Origin of the sequence: Desulfobacter sp., assembly GCA_028768525.1 — a bacterium.
Lineage (GTDB): Bacteria > Desulfobacterota > Desulfobacteria > Desulfobacterales > Desulfobacteraceae > Desulfobacter.
This window is the reverse complement of sequence record CP054837.1, coordinates 3362964-3382077: the sequence shown is the minus strand read 5'-3', so window position 1 is coordinate 3382077 and position 19114 is coordinate 3362964. Positions and strand designations below refer to the sequence as shown.

The 19114-nt window shown below is 53.7% G+C and carries 12 protein-coding genes; 4 read left to right on the top strand and 8 right to left on the bottom strand.

Translation table 11 applies throughout. The features are described 5' to 3' along the window. Positions 1-2661, bottom strand: a complete 2661-nt coding sequence (locus HUN04_15045; protein ID WDP90938.1) for a response regulator — start codon at positions 2659-2661, stop codon at positions 1-3. A 60-nt stretch (positions 2662-2721) separates the two neighbouring features. Here HUN04_15045 and HUN04_15040 point away from each other — a divergent pair, with 60 nt between their 5' ends. Both HUN04_15040 and HUN04_15035 read left to right on the top strand, forming a co-directional pair. Next, entirely contained in the window at positions 2722-2991 is a 270-nt protein-coding gene (locus HUN04_15040) for a transposase (protein WDP90937.1), read from the top strand. 32 nt (positions 2992-3023) lie between these two features. After that, positions 3024-3890 (top strand): IS3 family transposase, encoded by an 867-nt coding sequence (locus HUN04_15035; protein ID WDP90936.1) that lies wholly within the window; start codon positions 3024-3026, stop codon positions 3888-3890. Between the two features lie 154 nt (positions 3891-4044). Here HUN04_15035 and HUN04_15030 read toward each other — a convergent pair whose 3' ends face one another. Continuing rightward, entirely contained in the window at positions 4045-5601 is a 1557-nt protein-coding gene (locus HUN04_15030) for a transporter substrate-binding domain-containing protein (protein ID WDP90935.1), read from the bottom strand. A 394-nt stretch (positions 5602-5995) separates the two neighbouring features. Here HUN04_15030 and HUN04_15025 point away from each other — a divergent pair, with 394 nt between their 5' ends. Further along, positions 5996-9667, top strand: a complete 3672-nt coding sequence (locus HUN04_15025) for a response regulator (protein ID WDP90934.1) — start codon at positions 5996-5998, stop codon at positions 9665-9667. Between the two features lie 68 nt (positions 9668-9735). Here HUN04_15025 and HUN04_15020 read toward each other — a convergent pair whose 3' ends face one another. From HUN04_15020 to HUN04_14995, 6 genes are all read right to left on the bottom strand, one after another. Then, positions 9736-11820, bottom strand: coding sequence for a molybdopterin-dependent oxidoreductase (locus HUN04_15020; protein ID WDP90933.1), 2085 nt, complete (start codon positions 11818-11820; stop codon positions 9736-9738). A gap of 286 nt (positions 11821-12106) precedes the next feature. After that, positions 12107-12637: a TraR/DksA C4-type zinc finger protein gene (locus tag HUN04_15015; protein WDP90932.1), complete on the bottom strand. Its 531-nt coding sequence runs from the start codon at positions 12635-12637 to the stop codon at positions 12107-12109. Between the two features lie 42 nt (positions 12638-12679). Then, complete coding sequence (locus HUN04_15010) at positions 12680-13438, bottom strand: ABC transporter ATP-binding protein (GenBank protein WDP90931.1); 759 nt, start codon at positions 13436-13438, stop codon at positions 12680-12682. Continuing rightward, positions 13435-14505: an iron ABC transporter permease gene (locus tag HUN04_15005; protein ID WDP90930.1), complete on the bottom strand. Its 1071-nt coding sequence runs from the start codon at positions 14503-14505 to the stop codon at positions 13435-13437. Before HUN04_15005 ends, HUN04_15010 begins: the two co-directional genes overlap by 4 nt. Before the next feature lie 8 nt (positions 14506-14513). Further along, positions 14514-15593 (bottom strand): iron ABC transporter substrate-binding protein, encoded by a 1080-nt coding sequence (locus HUN04_15000; protein WDP93302.1) that lies wholly within the window; start codon positions 15591-15593, stop codon positions 14514-14516. 206 nt (positions 15594-15799) lie between these two features. Beyond that, positions 15800-17428 (bottom strand): response regulator, encoded by a 1629-nt coding sequence (locus HUN04_14995; protein ID WDP90929.1) that lies wholly within the window; start codon positions 17426-17428, stop codon positions 15800-15802. A gap of 90 nt (positions 17429-17518) precedes the next feature. Here HUN04_14995 and lnt point away from each other — a divergent pair, with 90 nt between their 5' ends. Next, positions 17519-19087, top strand: a complete 1569-nt coding sequence (gene lnt, locus HUN04_14990) for an apolipoprotein N-acyltransferase (GenBank protein ID WDP90928.1) — start codon at positions 17519-17521, stop codon at positions 19085-19087. Positions 19088-19114 lie beyond the last annotated feature (27 nt).

The following is a 19114-nucleotide window of genomic DNA, read 5'->3' as shown; positions in this document are numbered from 1 at the left end:
TTATCCTTTCATCTCTTTTTTCAGGGATGCAATGGATGCAAGGGCATCCTTAAATTTATAGGTGTTGATCTGATGGTGCAAGGTGCTCAGCAGCGTTCTGTTTTCTTGGGGCATGGCCATCTTGTCCAGGCGCTCCATTATCCTTCTGCAAGGTTTGGGGGCCCGTTTGGCCGCGGCCTGTTGAAGTTCATCCAAAAGGGCAGAGACCTTATTTGTGTCCACGGGCCCCTGAACCGGTTGGGTCTCCCGGGCTTTTATCTTTTCCAGCACCCGGCTTTGGGCGATTCCCTCCAGCACCTCTGTGAGCCTGGGAGCCAGCGCCCCGAGATAACGGGGGATATCCTCGGCCTTCTTTTCCCTGACGGCCTTTTCAAGATCGGCTGCGGCCCTTGAAAGCGCCTGGGCCCCGATATTGCCGGCAACCCCCTTCAGGGTATGGGCCAACCTTAAGGCGGTGTCGTGATCCCCCTCATTTAAAAGCCTCTCAAGATCAGGCATAAAGGGCGTGAACTGTTCAAAAAAACGTTCCAGAATCTGAATATAAACCCTTGGGCTTGAACCGACTCTGGACAATCCGAGCTGGGTGTCGACCCCCTGCAGTTCAGGGATAGACATATTTATTGGGGCGGCCTGGCCCTCTGAAGCCTTCTGTTTTTGCCAGCCTTCGGGCAGGGGCCGTTCTCCCGGTTTGATCCACTGGATCAGCGCATTGAAAAGCTGGGACGGTTCCACAGGCTTGGTCAGATATCCGTTCATTCCGGCATCCAGAACCTTTTCCCGAACCCCTGTCATGGCATCGGCGGTCATGGCAAGTATGGGCAAAGGCGCGGCACCGGTTCTGTTTTCCCACTCCCGGATCCTCTGGGTGGCTTCAATCCCTCCCATCACCGGCATCTGCAGATCCATGAGAATGATATCAACCGGATCATGCGCTAAAGGCCCTGTGATAAGGTCCACGGAAATTTGGCCGTTTTCGGCATTTTCCATGATAAAGCCCTCTCCTGAAAGCATCTCCCGGGCCACCTGCTGGTTGATCTCATTGTCCTCCACAAGAAGAATCCTCGCCCCCCGGATCCGGTCAATTCCATCGGGAACTTCTTTTACATGCCTTAAATCCCCTGTCGTATGATCGCCGTGGCCCTGGCCAAAGACTTCAAGTACGGCATCGTAGACCATGGATTCGGTCAGGGGCTTCAGCAGGAAACCGCAAAACCCCATATCCTGGGCTTGTGCCATGACATCTTCCCTGCCGTATGCCGTCACCATGATGATTTTGGTTTTTCCGGCAGAATCATTATTGGCCAGGATCCGCCTTGCGGCTTCTATGCCGGTCATACCCGGCATCTGCCAGTCCATAAATATGAGGTCAAAGGGCTTTTTACCGGCATTTCTGCGTTCCCGGATCCTGTCCAGCGCCGCTTGCCCGGACAAAGCGGTTTCGATACAGGAGGAAAATTTTTTCAGATAGTATTCAAGTACGGCCTGTGAGGTTTCGTTGTCATCAACCACCAGGATATCCAGGTTGCAAAGGAATCTGGGAAGAATTTTCTTCTGCCCCCGGGCCGCCCTGGGTTGTTCTTTCTGCTTTTTCAGCCTGGCCGTAAAATAAAAGGTGCTGCCCTGACCGAATTCGCTTTCCACACCAATGGTTCCGCCCATCATTTCAGCCAATTGCTTGCTGATGGTCAGTCCAAGGCCGGTACCGCCATATTGACGGGTGGTGGATGTGTCTGCCTGGTGAAACGACTGAAACAATGTATCCATCTGCTCACGGGTCAGGCCGATGCCGGTGTCTTTTACGGCAAATTTGATCATGACGGTATCCGCATTTTCTTCAACCCGGTTGATCTGTACGACAATTTCGCCCTTTTGTGTAAATTTCACCGCATTGTTGGTCAGGTTCAAAAGGATTTGCCCCAGCCTTAAGGGGTCGCCGATCAATTCGACGGGCACTTCCTCGTCCAGGAAAAACAAAAGCTCAATCCCTTTTTCCTGGGCCTTCATACTGACAAGGTTGGACAGGTTGGACAAAATTTCATTCAGGTTGAAAGAGATGCATTCAATATCCAGTTTACCGGCCTCAATCTTTGAAAAATCAAGGATATCGTTGATAATACCTAAAAGATTCTGGGCTGAAACTTTAATTTTTACGGCATAGTCCTTCTGCCGGGCATCCAGGCCGGTTTTCATGAGCAGGTGGTTGACGCCGATAATCGCATTCATGGGGGTACGGATCTCATGGCTCATATTTGCCAGAAAATCGCTCTTGGCCTGGGTGGCGGCTTCCGCCTCTTTCTTTGCTTCGTCGAGGTTCCCCAGGATATTGTGAAGCTTTTCAGTCCTTTCCTTAATGCTGTCTGTCATCATGTTAAAGGCATTGGCCAGGTCTCCGGCTTCATCTTTGGAGTCAATCTCTATGTGGGTTGAATAGTCCCCTTTTTCAAGGCGCTGGGCCCCTGATTTGAGCAGAGACAAAGGAACGATGATCTTGCGCTTAAGCAGAAAAAAAGAAATAAAACCAAGCACCACCGTGCAGAAGGTGAGTGCCATGATGGTTAAAAGGGTTGCGGTCGCCTTTTTCTGCAACAGCCCCACCTCCCTTTTGGTCCGGTTTTTAATCAGGTCAAAAAAATTATCAATATGCTTCATGATCTTGGGCATGCCCCCCAAAAACAGTACAATGTGATATGTTAGGATCTCCGAGCTAAAAAGGAGATCAAGATGAAAAAGAAACGCTATTCTGAAGAACAGATCGTCAAAATTCTGCTTGAAGCCGAGAAACAGGAAAGACCTATCGCTGAATTCTGCAAGCTGGGAGGATTCTCCGAGCAAAGCTATTACCGCTGGAAAAAGAAATACGGTGGCATGTCCGTTCCGGATGTAAAGCGGCTGCGAGAGTTGGAGAAGGAGAACGTACGATTAAAAAGGCTCCTGGCTGAACGGGACCTCGAAGTTGATGCTCTAAAGGCGGTGGTCTCAAAAAAGTGGTAAAGGTCCCGGATCGCAGGAAAGCCGTACATACTATGACGGAACGGGGCCTTTCAGAATACAAAGCATGTCTGTTTTTGAAGATAAGTCGGTCAAGCTACAGATACCAAGCAAACCCAAGGGATGACACTGTTTTGGTTATCTGGCTAAGAACATTCTCTGGTAAGTATCCGAGGCATGGGTACCGCCAGGCCCATATGCAGTTGGTCAGATCCGGGATGATCATCAATCATAAGAAAGTCGAGCGGCTCTGGCAGGAACAAGGGCTGTGCGTGCCGAGGGTCAGGCGCAAGAGGCGGCGTGGCAAGGGGACAACGCTGCCAATATCAGCGAAGTATCCCAATCATGTATGGACCTATGATTTCATGGAAGATTCCTGCCTTGAAGGGCAGCGGCTGAGATTTTTAACGGTGGTTGACGAATATACACGAGAAAGCCTGGCAATCCACATTGATACCTCAATACCATCTTCACAGGTGAAAATCGTTTTGCAGATTCTATTTGCAACCCGTGGGGTTCCAACATACATCAGGAGCGATAATGGGCCTGAGTTTATTGCATATAAAATCCAGGACTGGCTCAAAGAGCAAGGGGTGAAAACCAAGTACATTGAGCCAGGCAAACCATGGCAGAATCCTTTTGGAGAAAGCTTTAACAGCCGGTTCAGAGACGAATGTCTGAATCAGGAGGTCTTCTATTCCGTCCCGGATGCCAGGGCAATCATAGAGACGTGGCGCCAGTACTACAACACGAAAAGATTGCATAGCAGCCTGGGATATCAGACACCGGAAAACATTAGAAAGGAATGGGAACAATCTTATATGGGGGCTCTGCCCCCAAGCCCCCGGGGTTTAACGCCTACGGGCCATCCGGATGGGCCAAAGGAAAAGGCCACGCTATGAACATGGCCCATCCGTATTGGCACCTGCCGCAGTGCTCGGGTCGCTCCCCAGCGTTGCCCTATCCCCTGGGCAGGTATTTGAAAAGTAGCAAAGGAAGTGGTACACAACAACAATATTTTGAAAATTCGGAGCCTTCCTAACATTGCGGGTTGTACTAAAGAAGGGGGCAAGTCATCTTGGCCTTGGCCAGATGGTAGGCTTCGCCATGGAGGAGCTGGCGTGCCATTTCCCGTTCCGGTTTTCTTACCTCAGTAAAATTGCCCTGACCGTCATCAAACAGTCCCTTAACGGCATTCATTCCGACGGCCTCAAGGGTTGTCAGGTCGTCTGACTCTTTCTTGGCATAGGAGAGTTCGCGCCGCTCTTCTTCAGAAAGCCCCAGATCCTCCATTCTCTGTTCAATGGAGTAGGTTTCGCCACGGTATTCGGGTTTCATCCCCCCTGCGGCCACATGATCCCAAAATGCAGGGGTATTATTTACCGGATGGGGAATGATACCATCCCGAATATCCAGAATATCCTGGAAATAGGACTCATACTCTGCTTTTCCCGTGACCACAAAGGTTCTGGCGAACCGGGTCAGGTCATCTGAAGACTGTTTGAGTTCATGGGCCAGGTCTATGTACTGATTCAGCCTGTTTTCAGCTTTACCCACCTGTTTTTCAAGATTTAAAAACAGGACGGCCAGTACACCGATTGACACGGTGAGGCCCGCAAAAATAAAAAGAATCCCAAACAGCGTTGACCGTATGGACACTTTCCTTGGCTGGCCCAAGGCCAGCCAGGCCATAAGGATGATTGTAAAAATGCCGGCAAAGACCAGGGCCATGCTTTTCAGAAGATAAGCGACCTGGTCCGGCGAAATGACCGAGTCTGATTCCCGGCCCGGGTCCCTCCCGGGAAGGATCTGGAGCCAATTGTTCCGGATCTGCCGTTCTTCTTCAATGGTGATGGATGCCAGGGCCTTGTCCAGAATGGCGGCCAGCTCGGGCCAGTCTTTCCGGACGCCGATGGAAAGGACCACAGGCGGCTTGTCCATCCGCCCCTGGATCTGAAGATTCCCCATCAGCTCTCTTTCAATCAGATATATGACAACGGCCCTGTTGCCGGCATAGGCATCGGCCTCGCTTCTGGATACGGCCCCGAGCGCCTCACTTGTGGACTCATATTCCCTGATCCCGACTTCGGGATATGTGTTTTGGAAATACCTGATATTAAAGAATCCCTTTTCAAGGGCCACTGTCTTTCCCTTTAAATCTTGTTCGGATTCAAAATAAGGGCCGTTTTTGCGGCCGACAATCACATGGGGGATCTTGAGATAAGGGCGGGTAAAGTTGAAAAAGGGCCGGCGCTCCTTTTTAGGGGTGATGTCCATCAATGCATCAAGCTGCCTCTTCCGGACCTGCTCGAAATTTTTCTTAAAAGGACCGGGCCGGATGATTAATGCTCCAGTAAGCCGCCTGTTCAAAAGCGTGATATAATCTGCGCCGATCCCCATGGGCTGCCCGCCGTCTTCCACATAGTTGAGCGGCGGCCAGTTCTCCATGGTTCCGATACGGATGACCGGGTGGGATTTGAGCCAGGCATTCTCATGGGGGGTAAGCACCAGCACCCCGGCGTCGGTGTCTGAAGAGAAACAGACCGCCGGGCCTGCCATGCCAAAATTCATCAACAAGAAAAGAACAATCAATGAAATTCTGTTGCTCAGCATATGGGGTCAACTCCTGACCGATTTATATTGTCCGTTTGGCGATTTATATGAAAATGGAACACCTAAATATTTATTGACGAAATAAAATACAGACGGATCCTATATCTTATTGATATACCACAATATAGCATAATGATTAAATAAAATTTCCATTAAATCACACCCAATCCATTCGTGCCGGATTTCAGTATGTTTTATTCCTGCCGGGTTCTTGCTTTTTCCGGGTGATATTTGTAAACTGAGTTCAACCCATGCGAAGGGTGGTGCCCAATTGCCTCTGCTGCGGTACCGGGTGTAAATTCTGATTTCAATGATTTCAAAAATAGCACCATGCAGACGAATAAATTCCTGAATTCTCTATTTTCAATATCATGGCATAAAGCGAGTTTTTACAATGAAAGGAAATATCAGCGTTGTAACAGGTGAGGCAGAGGCATTGGAAGGCCTGCCGGCTTATGTTCGTGAAAAGCCCCATAAATACAGGCATATCTACATCGTATTCAAGGGACTTTTAGCCTCAGAAAATTTCAATCAGCTATTTAAAATTTTCTATAAAATAGTTGGCGTGCCCATCGCCATTATTGATTTGGATGCAAATGTGCTGGCCTCTTCGGAATGGAATCCAATATGCACCCAATTCCATCGCGTACACCCCGAAAGCTGCGCACGATGTATTGAAAGCGACACCTCCTTGGCGAAAAATCTAAAAACAGGAGCCCCCTATAACATCTATCGCTGTAAAAACGGAATGACCGATTGCGCCTCCCCGATACTGATTGGAGGCGAGTATCTCGCAAATCTTTTCATCGGTCAGTTTTTGCTGGATAAACCGGATATTGATTATTTCACTAAACAGGCGGACCAATTCGGTTATGACAAGCAGGAATACCTGAATGCATTGAACAATACCCCCATAATCTCTTCCGAGCGGGCCGAAGTCATTCTCTCTTTTCTTGTCCAGTTCGCCAAACTGGTTGCCGCCATGGGGATGGACCGGATCAAGGAACGCCAGGCGGAGAAGGCCAAACTTGAACAGGAACGGGCACTGGCCAGCCAGGAAAGCATGGATACGATTTTCAATACAGTTTTAATACCGGTGGCCGTAACCCTTGAAAATGGAGTGATACTCAAGGCAAACCAGGCGATGGCAGATTTTCACGGGATATCAATAAAAGAGGTGGTCAAAAAAAACTCCAACGCAATGTATGTCGATTCAAAGGACAGGAACGCCATACTCCAGATCCTAAAACAGGAAGGGGAGGCGGTAAATTTTCCAGCGGACATCTATAAACTGGGGTCGTTGAAAAAACGAAAGGCAAACATAACCATACGAAAAATTGAGTTTCAAGGTAAACCCGCTCTTTTATCGTCTCTATATGATGTTACCGAATTGCTGGAAAGCGAAAAGAGATTCAGGCATTTATTTGAAAACACCCCGGTTATGTATCAGTCTTTATCACAAGACGGAAGCATCAATGATGTCAACCCAATGTGGCTGAAATTTCTGGGCTACGAAAAGGATCAGGTGATCGGCAAAAAATTTACCGGACTCTGCACACCGGCAGACCGGACGATTTTTTCCGATAAATTCAAAGAGTTCAAAAGCCGTGGCTTTATCAATAATGCAGCGTTGGAAATCTGCCATAAAAATGGAAGGGTTTTCAATGTCTTATTGACAGGGCGGGTGCAGCGTGACGCCTACGGAAAATTTATCCGTTCCCACTTCATCCTGGCTGATATAACCGAGTTGAAGCTGGCAGAAAAAGAATTGGAAAATGCCAAACAACTGGCCGAAGAAGCCACCCGGGCGAAATCGGAGTTCCTGGCCAATATGTCCCATGAAATCCGGACGCCGATGAATGCGATTATCGGCATGAGCCATTTGGCAAAAAAAACAGATCTGAATGCCAAGCAGCGGGATTATATCCATAAAATTCAATTGTCGGCCCAAAGTCTATTGGGCATCATCAACGATATCCTCGACTTTTCCAAAATTGAGGCAGGAAAGCTGGATATCGAAACCATCGCCTTTAATCTTGATGCCGTGCTCGACAATCTGGCAAACCTGATTTCCATGAAAACACAAAAAAAGGGGATCGAACTCATTTTTAACCTGGATTCCCAGGTGCCCACCCATTTGAAGGGGGATCCGCTCAGGCTGGGGCAGATACTGCTTAATTTGGCCAATAATGCCGTCAAATTTACCGAAAAAGGAGAGATTGAAGTCTCTGTCTCCCCCCTGGAAACGGATGAAAAAAACGTGTTGATCCGGTTTTCCGTCCGGGATACGGGGATTGGCCTGTCAAAGGAACAGCAAAACAAGTTGTTTCAGTCTTTTTCCCAGGCAGACATGTCCACGACCCGCAAATACGGGGGAACGGGGCTGGGGCTCACAATTAGTAAAAAGCTGGCCGAAATGATGGGCGGGGAGATCGGCGTTCAAAGCACCATGGGACAAGGTACGATGTTCTGGTTCACCGTCCGCTTGGGCCGCCTTGAAAAACCGGTTGATAAACAAGAAATCGTTCCACAAATACTAAAGGGGATCAACGTCCTTGTGGTGGACGACAACCCCACTTTCTGCAAGGTGATGGAAAACTACCTGGCCGATTTCACCTTTCAGGCCGACACCATTAACAACGGCCATGACGCCATTGAGATGGTCCGTTCGGCGGCAAACGCTGAAAGCGGCGGGTATGATATTCTTTTCCTGGACTGGCAGATGCCGGGAATCGACGGAATTGAAACCGCCAGAAAAATCCAGAAAGATACCACCCTTCCAAAGGTTCCAAAGATCATTATGGTAACGGGACATGACCGGGAAGATGTTATGGAACAGGCGCGTCACATCAATCTGGATGGGTTTCTTTTGAAACCCGTGACCCACTCCCTCCTGTTTGAAAGTATTCTGGCTTCATTTGGGAAAAAGGTCCTAAGCCGGAAAAACAGGCCGCGCCGCCAGACGCTTCACCTGCCGAAAGAAATCGACGCCGTCAGGGGGGCAAGGCTGCTTTTGGTGGAAGACAACGAAATCAACCAGCAGCTGGCCGTTGAGCTGCTCAACGATGAAGGCTTTCATGTGGAGGTGGCGGAAAACGGCCGTGTGGGAGTGGAAAAAGCGGCTGCGGAGAAGGGTGCATTTGATGCGGTGCTGATGGACCTGCAAATGCCGGTGATGGATGGCCGGACGGCCGCCCGGGAAATCCGTAAACTGGATCCGCCGGCCAGGGATATTCCCATCATTGCCATGACAGCGGATGCCATGAGCGGCGTCAGGGAAGAGACCCTGGAAATCGGCATGAACGACTATATTACCAAACCCATTGAACCGGCGGACCTGTTAAGGATACTGGCCAAATGGATTACGCCCGGGAACCGGACCGTTCACGAAAGATATTCAGGGAAATTGCCCCCTGCCGCTGGACCAGAAAATGAGGCAGGCCTGCCGGAATTTGAAGGTATCGATACGGCAGCGGGGTTGGCCCGGCTGGCCGGCAACCAAAAATTGTATAAAAGTATATTGGCCAAATTTTTCAAGGAGACCCGGCAGACCGTTTCCAATCTTTTAATGGCCATTGAGACGGGAAAGCAGCAGGCGGCTGTCAGGCAGGCCCATACGATTAAAGGCCTGTCCGGCACGATTGGCGCAAAGGCGCTGCAGGAACTGGCCGCAAATTTGGAGAATGCGTTAAAACAAAATTTCAGGGCAGATCATAGAGATATATTGGGTCGTTTTGAAGTGGAGCTGGTCAAGATCCGCCAGGGGTTGGCTCCTTTCGCTGAAAAAACAATGGCCCCCCTGGACGGCCAACACAGGAAACAGGGAAACGCAAAACTGTTGATGGCATTTCTTCAGAAACTTGCCCCCCTCATGAAAAAGAGAACGCCCAAACCGATCAAAGAAATGTTTGCAAAAATCAACGAATATGCCTGGCCAGCAGAATATCCGGATCAATTAGAATCAATAGAAACCCTTGTCAGTAAGTATAAATTCAAGGATGCCGACCATATTTTGACCTCAGTTTTCCAATCAATAAGGGATGAAAGAGGTGCTGCAGAAGATTGAAAAACAATCCCCTCCATGCCGGATGCGGCACAGGGGGGATTGTCTACAGCGGAGTGGTGGTGGTTGATTTACTGCTTGGTTACGGTGACAAAATGCTCCTGGTAGGCGATGGCGCCGCCGGCCTTATCCCAGATATCCATGCCGCCGGACATGAATTTATTGTCCGCAAGGCCCTTGCCGAAGGCCCGGCTCTCCACTTTCAGGCGGTGGCCGAAGCCGTGGATGACAAAAACGGCATCGGGATGGATATGGTCGGTGACCTTGGCTTTGATGGTTTCCGTGTAGCCGTTCTGGCCAACGGTGACCACATCGCCGTCTGAGATGCCCAGTTTTTCCGCCTCTCCCGTATTAATCCACAGGGTGTTCTCGGACATCTGCTCGTTGAGCAGGGGGTTGTTCACGGTGTGTCCCTGGGTGTGCAGGGCACAGCGGCCGAAGGTCACCCTGAATTCCCCTTCCTTGGGGAATACGGGCGGTTCATAGGGTTTCAGAGAGGGCAGGCCGGCATCTTCCAGTTTCTTGGAAATCATCTCAATCTTTCCGGAACTTGTCTTGAACGTGTAATCCTCGAAATCCTTGTAAATAGGCTTGTCCGCCAGGGGAACCATTCCCTTGGCATCGAAATCCTCAATGGACACCCCGGTGCCCTCAAGCTGGAAATTCCACAGGTCTTCCACGCGGTCAAACACCAGTTCGGGCAGATCCAGCCGTTTGGCCAGGCCGGAGATAATCTCCCAGTCAGCCCGGCTGTCATACCTGGGTTCCACAGAGCGGCGGCGGACAAAAAACTGGGGTTTGAGGCCATTTTTGGTGGCAATGATGCTTTCCCGCTCCAGGTAGGTGGACAACGGCAGGACCACATCGGAGTACCAGGCCGTGTCTGACCAGGAAAAGGTAACGGAGACCAGGAGATCCAGGTTTTTCCACAACTCCCGGACCCGGTCGGGATCGGGATAGGCCATGAGGGGATCATGGCGGTAGGCGATATAGGCCTTCACAGGATAGGGGTCCTGGGTTTCAATGGCTTCGTAAAGCAGGTGGGCCAGGCCGGGCCCGGTTTCAATATGCGGATACTTCCATCCTGCCCCGTCGGCCCGTTTGTCTTCGGGTTTGGGAAAGAGGTTCATGAAGGACTTCAGCCCCTTGGCCCCGACATCGCCGGGTTTGGAAACAAAGGGAAGGCCGCCCTTGGCCCCGTAAGCCCCCAGCAGGGCGTTGATGATATAGATGGAACGGCAGATATAAAAAGAATTTTTATACCGGGCGGCCATCCACCCGGGATGCCAGATCACGGAAGGCGCGGCTGCCGCCAGTTCCTCCACAAAGGCGCGAAGCTGGGCCGCCTCAATGCCGGTCTGCTCTTCGGCCCATTCCGGGGTGTACGGGGAGACAAACTGCTCCAGGTCCTTAAAGCCCTCAATATAGCGGTCCACAAATTCCTGATTGTAAAGGCGGCGCTTGATGAGCTCATGGATCACCGCCAGGTTGAAGGCGTAATCGGTGCCCGGCCGGATCTGCATGAACCGGGTGGCTTTGGCCGCGGAGACATTGGCCCGGATATCAATGACGGTCAGCTTGCAGCCCTTTTCCATGGCATCCATGAGATTGTTCACCTCCTGGACATTCACGGCTTCCAAGATATTCCTGAACTGGAGCACCACATGCTTGCAGTTTTTCAGGTCATAGGCCACGGCCTTCCGGCCCATGCCGGTGAGGGAGAGGGCCGAATGCTGGACATTCCGGGCGCAGGCGGAATCATGGTTGCAGTAGTTGGGCGTACCCAGCCCCCTGAGGAATGCCCGGCGCATATCCCTGAACGGCCCCCCCCGGTCGGTGAGGGATATGGCCCGGGCACCATGGGTTTCCTTGATCTCTTTCATCTTGCCGGCCACGTAATCCAGGGCCTCTTCCCAGGTGGCCTTGCGCCACTTGCCTTCCCCCCGCTCCCCTTCACGGATCAGGGGGGTCTGGGGCCGTTCATTGTCATGGAGCAGGGCCTTGCCTGCGGCACCCCTGGGGCAGACCGCCCCTTTCATGGCCGGGACATGGGGGTTGCCCCCGATAAATTTTACCTGGCCGTTTTCAACCTCTACGCTAATGGGGCAGCGTACGGTACACATGCCGCAAACACTGAACACCTTGTTTTTTGTCATATCGGTTCTCCTCGGGAACGTCTCTTGGCCCGGGGGGATGGCCCCGGGCCGGTAAATTCTAAATTTTTGGTCTATGATGTAGCCATAACCATGCCAGAAGAAGTTCAGGGGGCCGTGACGCATCGGACACAACCATATAACAAGCTGATTTTAAACTATATTTAAGAGAAATAAAAAATTATTGCCCGAGTCAGGACCTGGAAAGGAGGAAAGATGGAAATATGAAAAATGCAATAAAATCATGGCAGCGCAATATTTTTATTGCACTGCCAGATTTATCCAGGCTTTAGATTTTCTGTTCCACTTTTTGAAAGCAGGGCATGCAGAGATGCTCCCCGCCGAAAAGACGAATCCGGGATTCCATGACCATCTCCCCGCAGTGGTCGCAGGCAATGCTCTTTAAAATCCGCGCCGGCCGCACCGGCGGGGCATCAATATCCTCCAGGTCAAATAGGGTGTCGAGATCGGCCTCCATGAGAAACCCGATCCGTTCCTCCCGGTCCAACCCTTTGCCCCCGTCCCTGAACAACGCTCTGAACCCTCTGCCCGTATCCCGGTTGAAAAAGGTAAAGGCGGACTTCCCGTAATCCCGGTGCACCAGGTTGCCTTTTCCAAAGGAACAGCCCGTGAGAAACTGGATGGCGTCCACGCCGCACATGTCGGTCTCCGTCACACAGATGGTGTTGGCAGTGGTGTGGATGGCAAGCTTTTCCCTGGCCAGTTCCGCCGCCCGGATGCCGATGGCCAGTCCCGGACAGGAATGGCCGTGGAATGAAATGGTTGCGTCAATGGTCTCTTTATCCAAGGCACAGCTCATGTATAATCTCCTTTAATTCGGTTTAATTACAGTTTTTACATATCAGGCCGCCACAGGTACCACCATGGGACAGCCCCGGTGGCGGATAATTTCAACGTCAAGCCCGTAGACCCGGGCCACCAGGTCCGGGGAAATCTCGGCCATGGGCCCGGTGCCCGCCACCCGGCCCTCCTTTAAACATAAATATCGATCCCCGTACCGCAAGGCCGCATTCAGATCATGCATGGTCATGACCACTGCCATGCCGTGGTCCCTTGCAATGTGCCGGATGAGTCCCAGGATCTCGGTCTGGTTTTTCAGATCCAGGCTGGCCGTGGGCTCGTCCAGAAGCAAGAGTCCGGTCTCCTGGACCAGGGCCCGGGCAATGGCCACCTTCTGCAGTTCGCCCCCGCTGAGGCAGTCCAGGTATTTGACGCCCATATGGGCAATGTTCAAGCGCTCCATCACCGCATGGGTTTTCTCCAGATCCTTAGGGCCGGCCTTGATCCGGATATGGGGGGTCCGCCCCATGAGCACCGCGTCAAATACCGTCATCCGGGTCCCGGGATTATTCTGGGCCACATAGGCGATGTGACGGGCGGTTTCCGTGGTGCCCATGGTTGAGATATCCCTGCCGTTCACCAGAATCTGTCCTGTTTGGGGAGAATGGATACGGTTGAGGCATTTGAGCAGGGTGGTCTTTCCCACCCCGTTGGGCCCCAGAATCATGAGGATCTCCCCCGCCTGCACAGAAAAACCGATCTGCCGGAGGACAGGGGTGTGGTTATAATGAAAGCCCAGTTTTCTGACATCAAGACTCATGGCCTGTCTCCTCTGATAATAAGGTAAATGAACACCGGGGCCCCCAGAAATGAGGTAAGGATGGATACCGGCAGCACATGGGGCAGCAGCACCAGCCGGGCCGCCGTATCCGCCCCCACCAGCACCAGGGCGCCGGTGAGCAGGCTGGCCGGCAGCAGGTAATAATGGTCTTCCCCCATGATCCGCCGGACGATGTGCGGCGCCACCAGTCCCACAAAACTGATGATGCCCACAAAGGAAATGATCACGGCCGTGGCCAGACAGGCGGCCAGCATGCCGGAGAGCCGTACCCGCCGCACCCGGATACCCAGGCTTTTGGCTGTCTCGTCCCCCAGGGCCATGGCGTTGTAGGACCGGGCATTGGCCAGAAAAAAGACCAGGATGGCCAGGGTCACCGGCCCCAGGACGCCCAGATCCCCCCAGTCGGCCCGGGCCAGGTCCCCGAAGGTCCAGAACACCATGGCGGCCAACTGCACATCATCGGCAAAAAACTGGAGCAGCATGGTGCCGGCGGTGAACAGCGACCCCAGGGCCACCCCGGTGAGCACCAGCATCTGGGGGGAGCCGCCCCGGCGCCCGGCAATATGGATGATGAGCCAGGCCGTGGCCATGGAAAAGAAAAAGGCCGACCCCACGGTGAGGGCGGGATAGGAAATGTTCAGGGCGTCGGCGGAACTGGAGGCCATGACCCCGGTGCCCATGATCATGACGGCACAGGCGGCACCGAATGCGGCGGCATGGGAGATGCCCAGGGTAAAGGGGGAGGCCAGGGGGTTTTTCAGCACCGACTGCATCACGGCCCCGGAACCGGCCAGGCCGGCCCCGGCCGCCAGGGCGGTGAGGGCCTGGGGCAGACGGATCTGCCAGATAATGAGACCGTCCCTGGCAGACCCGGTGCCCGTAAAAAACCCGTACACGGTTTTGAACACATTCACCGGCACCGCACCGAAACTCACGGCCCCCAGAAAAGCGGCCGTCAGCAGGAGGGCCATGCAGAGAATCCCCATGCGCTTGCGCCGGATATACCCCAGGTACTGCCCCGGGACCGTAGCGGTCTCAAAATGCATGCGGCCCCCTAATTTTCCACTGCCAGCCGGGTAAAGATCAGATTCCGGAACTGCCGGTTCATGGCATCAAAGACCGGGGCGCCCAGCAGGAAGGTATAAATGCGGTCGGCCGCCGCAGCCGGGTCCACATCCCTGAACCGTTCCGGATAAAGTGTCTTCCCCGCAAACCAGGCATCGGCCAGGATGGAACCGAAATTCTGGGTATACCAATTATAGGGCAGCGTCCCGTAGACCTCTCCCTTTCCCACGGCGGTGAGGGCCCGGAACACGGGATCGGTTTTCAATTCAAACAGGCCGCCGTGGCCCTCGCCCATCTGAAGGGTGCTCAGGTCCAGGAAAATGACATCCGGGTCACGGGTCAGCAGTTTTTCCTTGGAATACAGGCTCTGCTGCAGCTGTTTGCCCAGGGGCATGTCCATGCCGGCAATATTAAGGCCGCCGCCAAACTCAAAGGGGGGATAAAAGGGCTCGGTGGAAACAAACCCGTGGGGCCCCTTAAAGGCCACCCCGCCGATATAGCAGGTCTTTTTTTCCGGGATATCGCGGGTCCGGCCTTCGAGGGCCAGGATTTCATCCTCGAAAAAACGGATCACCTCTGCGGCCCTGGCCTCACGGCCAATCACCCGGCCCATGAGGGTCAGGGAGGAAAACAGCTTCTCCCGGGCCGGGCCCAGATCCCCGTAGTCCAGGGCCACCACCGGAATGCCGGTCTTATTTTCCAGTTCCACGGGATCATGGCCCATGGTGGGGTAGGTTTTGAAAATCACCTGGGGAGAAGGATCCAGCCCCAGAATCTTTTCCGGGTCATCCTGCCCCCTGAAACCGCCGAACACCGGCAGGCTGCGGTATGCCGGATTTGCCAGCGCATAGGGCCGGGCATCGAATTTTTGCTTGCGGCCCTCGATATCATCCACCGCCACCACCATTTCACCGGCCTGAAGATAGGCCACCAGCCGCAGGCATCCGGGGCCGGAACAGATGATACGGTCCACCCGGTCCGGCAGGGCCTTGGACCGGCCCATGGCATCCACCACGGTGTTGCCGGCCCAGGCGGTTCCGGCGGCCTGAAATGACAGGGCAATCATCATAAGAACGAGTACAGATCCGATTTTCAGCTTAACAGCCTCTGATTTCACAGGAACACCTCCAATAAAAAAAGCCACAAAGGGACGCTTCCGGAATACGGAAAAGTCAGCCTTCGTGGCTTTGAGTTGTAATATGTTTTCTTTCGGGTACTGCTTTGTTTGCCTTCAGGCAAAAGTTATTCAGTCATTAGTCAAAAACCCCCTCCTTGTCAATGACTATTCAGGGAGGCCGTCCGGTCTCCGGCCCTGCCGTCAATAATCGCCCTCACCTTTCTTGAAAATATTCCCATTGAAAAAGGCTTTTGGAGGAAACCGTGGCACCCGCTTTTAAGCAGGGCTTCCACCTCCAGATCCACATTGAACCCCGTGGATACCAGAATCTTGACCTCCGGTGCAATTCTGCGCATTTCAAAAAAAGCCTCTTTTCCGTCCATGTTGGGCATGAGCAGATCCAATACAACCAGAGCCACTTCATCATGGTAGAGCTTGAAAATCTCCACGGCCTCAATCCCGTTCCGGGCCAGCAGGGGCTTGTATCCCAGCTGTTCCAGAAACCCCTTGCCCACCTCCAGGACCTCCTGTTCATCATCCACAAGGAGAACGGTTTCCGTGCCCTTTGGCATCCGGGACGGTTCCGCCCCCGACTTTGTCACACCGGCAGCATTCTGGGCATCAGCCCCGGGCAGGCAGACCCTGAAGCTGGAGCCCCGGCCGGGCTGGCTCTCCACGGTGATAAATCCGCCGTGGTTCTTGACGATGCCGAAGACCGTTGACAGGCCCAGGCCCCGGCCTTTTTTATCCCCGGGTTCCTTGGTGGAAAAAAAGGGATCGAAGATCTTCTTTTGTATGGCATCATCCATGCCCATGCCCGTATCCCGAATCAGAATTTCCACATAGGGGCCCGGGATGACCTCAAAATGGTAGTTATTGGCCTCTTTCACCTTGATGTTACGGGTGGCCACCGTGAGGGTGCCGCCGTCTATCATGGCCTGGGATGCATTGACCATGAGGTTGAGCAGGACCTGCTCCAGCTGGGAATGGTCCCCGTTCACCGGGTAAAGGGACTCCCCGGGTGTTTCTTTGATGGTGATCTCCCCCCGGGTGGGCTCAAAAATGTTCAGGGCCATGGAAACCACCTGGTTGATATCCAGGGTGGAAATCTGGTATTTGCCTCCCCGGGCAAATCCCAGCAGCCTTCCGGTCAGTTCGGCGGCCGTTTCCACCAGTTTGGCCATCTGCTCGATATGGTGCCCCACCTTATTGGGACGGTTCACGTTGATCCGCATCAGGGAGAGATGTCCCTGGATCCCCATGAGCAGATTGTTGAAATCATGGGAGATGCCGCCGGCCAGCACACCGATGGCCTCCATTTTCTGGGCCTGCTGTTTCTGGATCTGGGTCGACCGGATCTCGGTGATATCCGATGCCGTGATCATCAGCCCCTGGGAAAAATCGCCGGGATCCATCCGGGCGGCCCGGACCCGGCAGTCGAATGTGGTATTGTCCTTTCGAAAAAGCCGGGTGTCCGCCGTTCCCGATCCGGTCTGGTTGACCTCGGCCATCAGCCGCCGGCTGACCCGTTCGTATTCCTTGAGTGTGGGGTAAAAGATACGGGCCTCTTTTCCCTCAAGGCTCCCCGGCTCGTGGCCGGTCATTTCGTAAAAAGCAGGATTGGCCCAGTCAATGATATTGCCTTTTAGAATACAGATACCTAGGGGGGACCGGTCAAGAGCGGTCATCGCCGTTTCCCCGGGCATCGGCGTACTGCCCTGAACCCCGCCCGGGGGAATCTTGTCCGGCTCTGGACGGCCGGTCTCTTCATGATACATTTCAGCCATAAAATAAGCCTGTATCCTTTGCGGAAATTGACGAATGTTTAAATTGTCTGATAAGTATAGCAGACTTTTTTTATCAAGGCCCGGAAAAAAATGAAAATTTTACCCAATTTATCCAAATTTTTACCCTATTCACCCGCATTGGCCACCGGCATCCTGCTCACCGCAGCTTTTCCGGACGCCGCCCTCTATCCAGCCGCCTTTTTCGCCCTGGTCCCCCTCTGGGCCGCCCTGGCCGCCATGACGCCGCGCCAGGCCTTTTATGCCGGGCTTGCCGCCGGCACCGCCCATTACCTGACCCTGATCTACTGGATCGTCCCCACCCTGACCCAGTTCGGCAAACTGCCCATGGTGGCGGCCCTGGGCTGCCTGGTTCTGCTGGCCCTCTACCTGGCCCTTTACCCGGCCCTCTTTGCCCTGGCCATGAAAAAGCTGCCGGTCCCGGGCTGGCTCACCCCCTTCTGGGGGGCTGCGGTGTGGACGGGGCTGGAATATATCCGGACTTACGCCCTCACCGGCTTCCCCTGGGGCGTCCTGGGTTACAGCCAGTATGCCAACCGCCTTCTGGTCCAGGTTGCAGACATTTCCGGGGTATTGGGCATCTCCTTTATACTGGTGGTCTGCAACGGAATTCTGACCCAAACCCTTCTGGTAGTCAGAAAAAAAACGGACGCCGGCAGCGCCTTTGCCCTGTCCGCAGGTCTGGGCCTGGCACTGGTGGCCGGGGCATTGGGCTACGGATCCGCCCGGCTGGAAACCGTTGCCCAATGGACCGCCCAGGGGGAAAAAACAAAAATCTCCATCATCCAGGGCAATATCGAACAGGATAAAAAATGGGACAACGCCTTTAAGGATTTCACCCTGGACCGGTACGAAGCCCTTTCCCTTTCCGCCCTGCCCGCCGACCTGGTGGTCTGGCCGGAAACCGCCCTCCCCTTTTACTACGGCAGGGACCGGGAAAACTCCAGCCGGGTGGAGGCATTGGTGCAACGGGCCGGCACCTATTTTCTTGTGGGCAGCCCGGCCGTGGAGGTGTCCAAAGAAAATATCCGGTACTACAACCGGGCCTATATGTTCAACGGGCATTCCCTGGTCACCGGCACCTATGACAAGGCCCACCTGGTGCCCTTCGGGGAATATGTCCCCCTCCAGGACCTGCTCTGGTTCGTGGAAAAACTCACGGCCCAGGCCGGCAATTTCTCCATAGGCACCACCGGCCCCATCCCCCTGGCATTCGGCACCCATAAAACCGGGGTGCTCATCTGTTTTGAAATCCTTTTCCCCGGTATCTCCCGGCAGTTTGTGCTCAACGGGGCCGATATCCTGACCACCATCACCAATGACGCCTGGTTCGGACGGACCTCGGCCCCGGCCCAGCATTTTGCCATCGCCGTACTCCGGGCCGTGGAAAACCGCAGGGCCATGATCCGGGCGGCCAACACCGGCATTTCAGGGGTTATCGACCCGTCCGGAAGGCCCCTGGCGGCAACGGGGCTGTTTACGGAAGCCGCCCTCACCCGGGAGGTTCCCGCCCTGAAACAGACGAGTTTTTACACCCGCCACGGCGACCTCACGGGCATGGCCGCCCTGGTTGCATTGACCTTGGGTTTTATGGTAAAACTCCTCAAAAATAAAAGGATGCCTGGACGGAAACCCGTCTAGGCGCCGCCATAACATTAGGAGACCCTG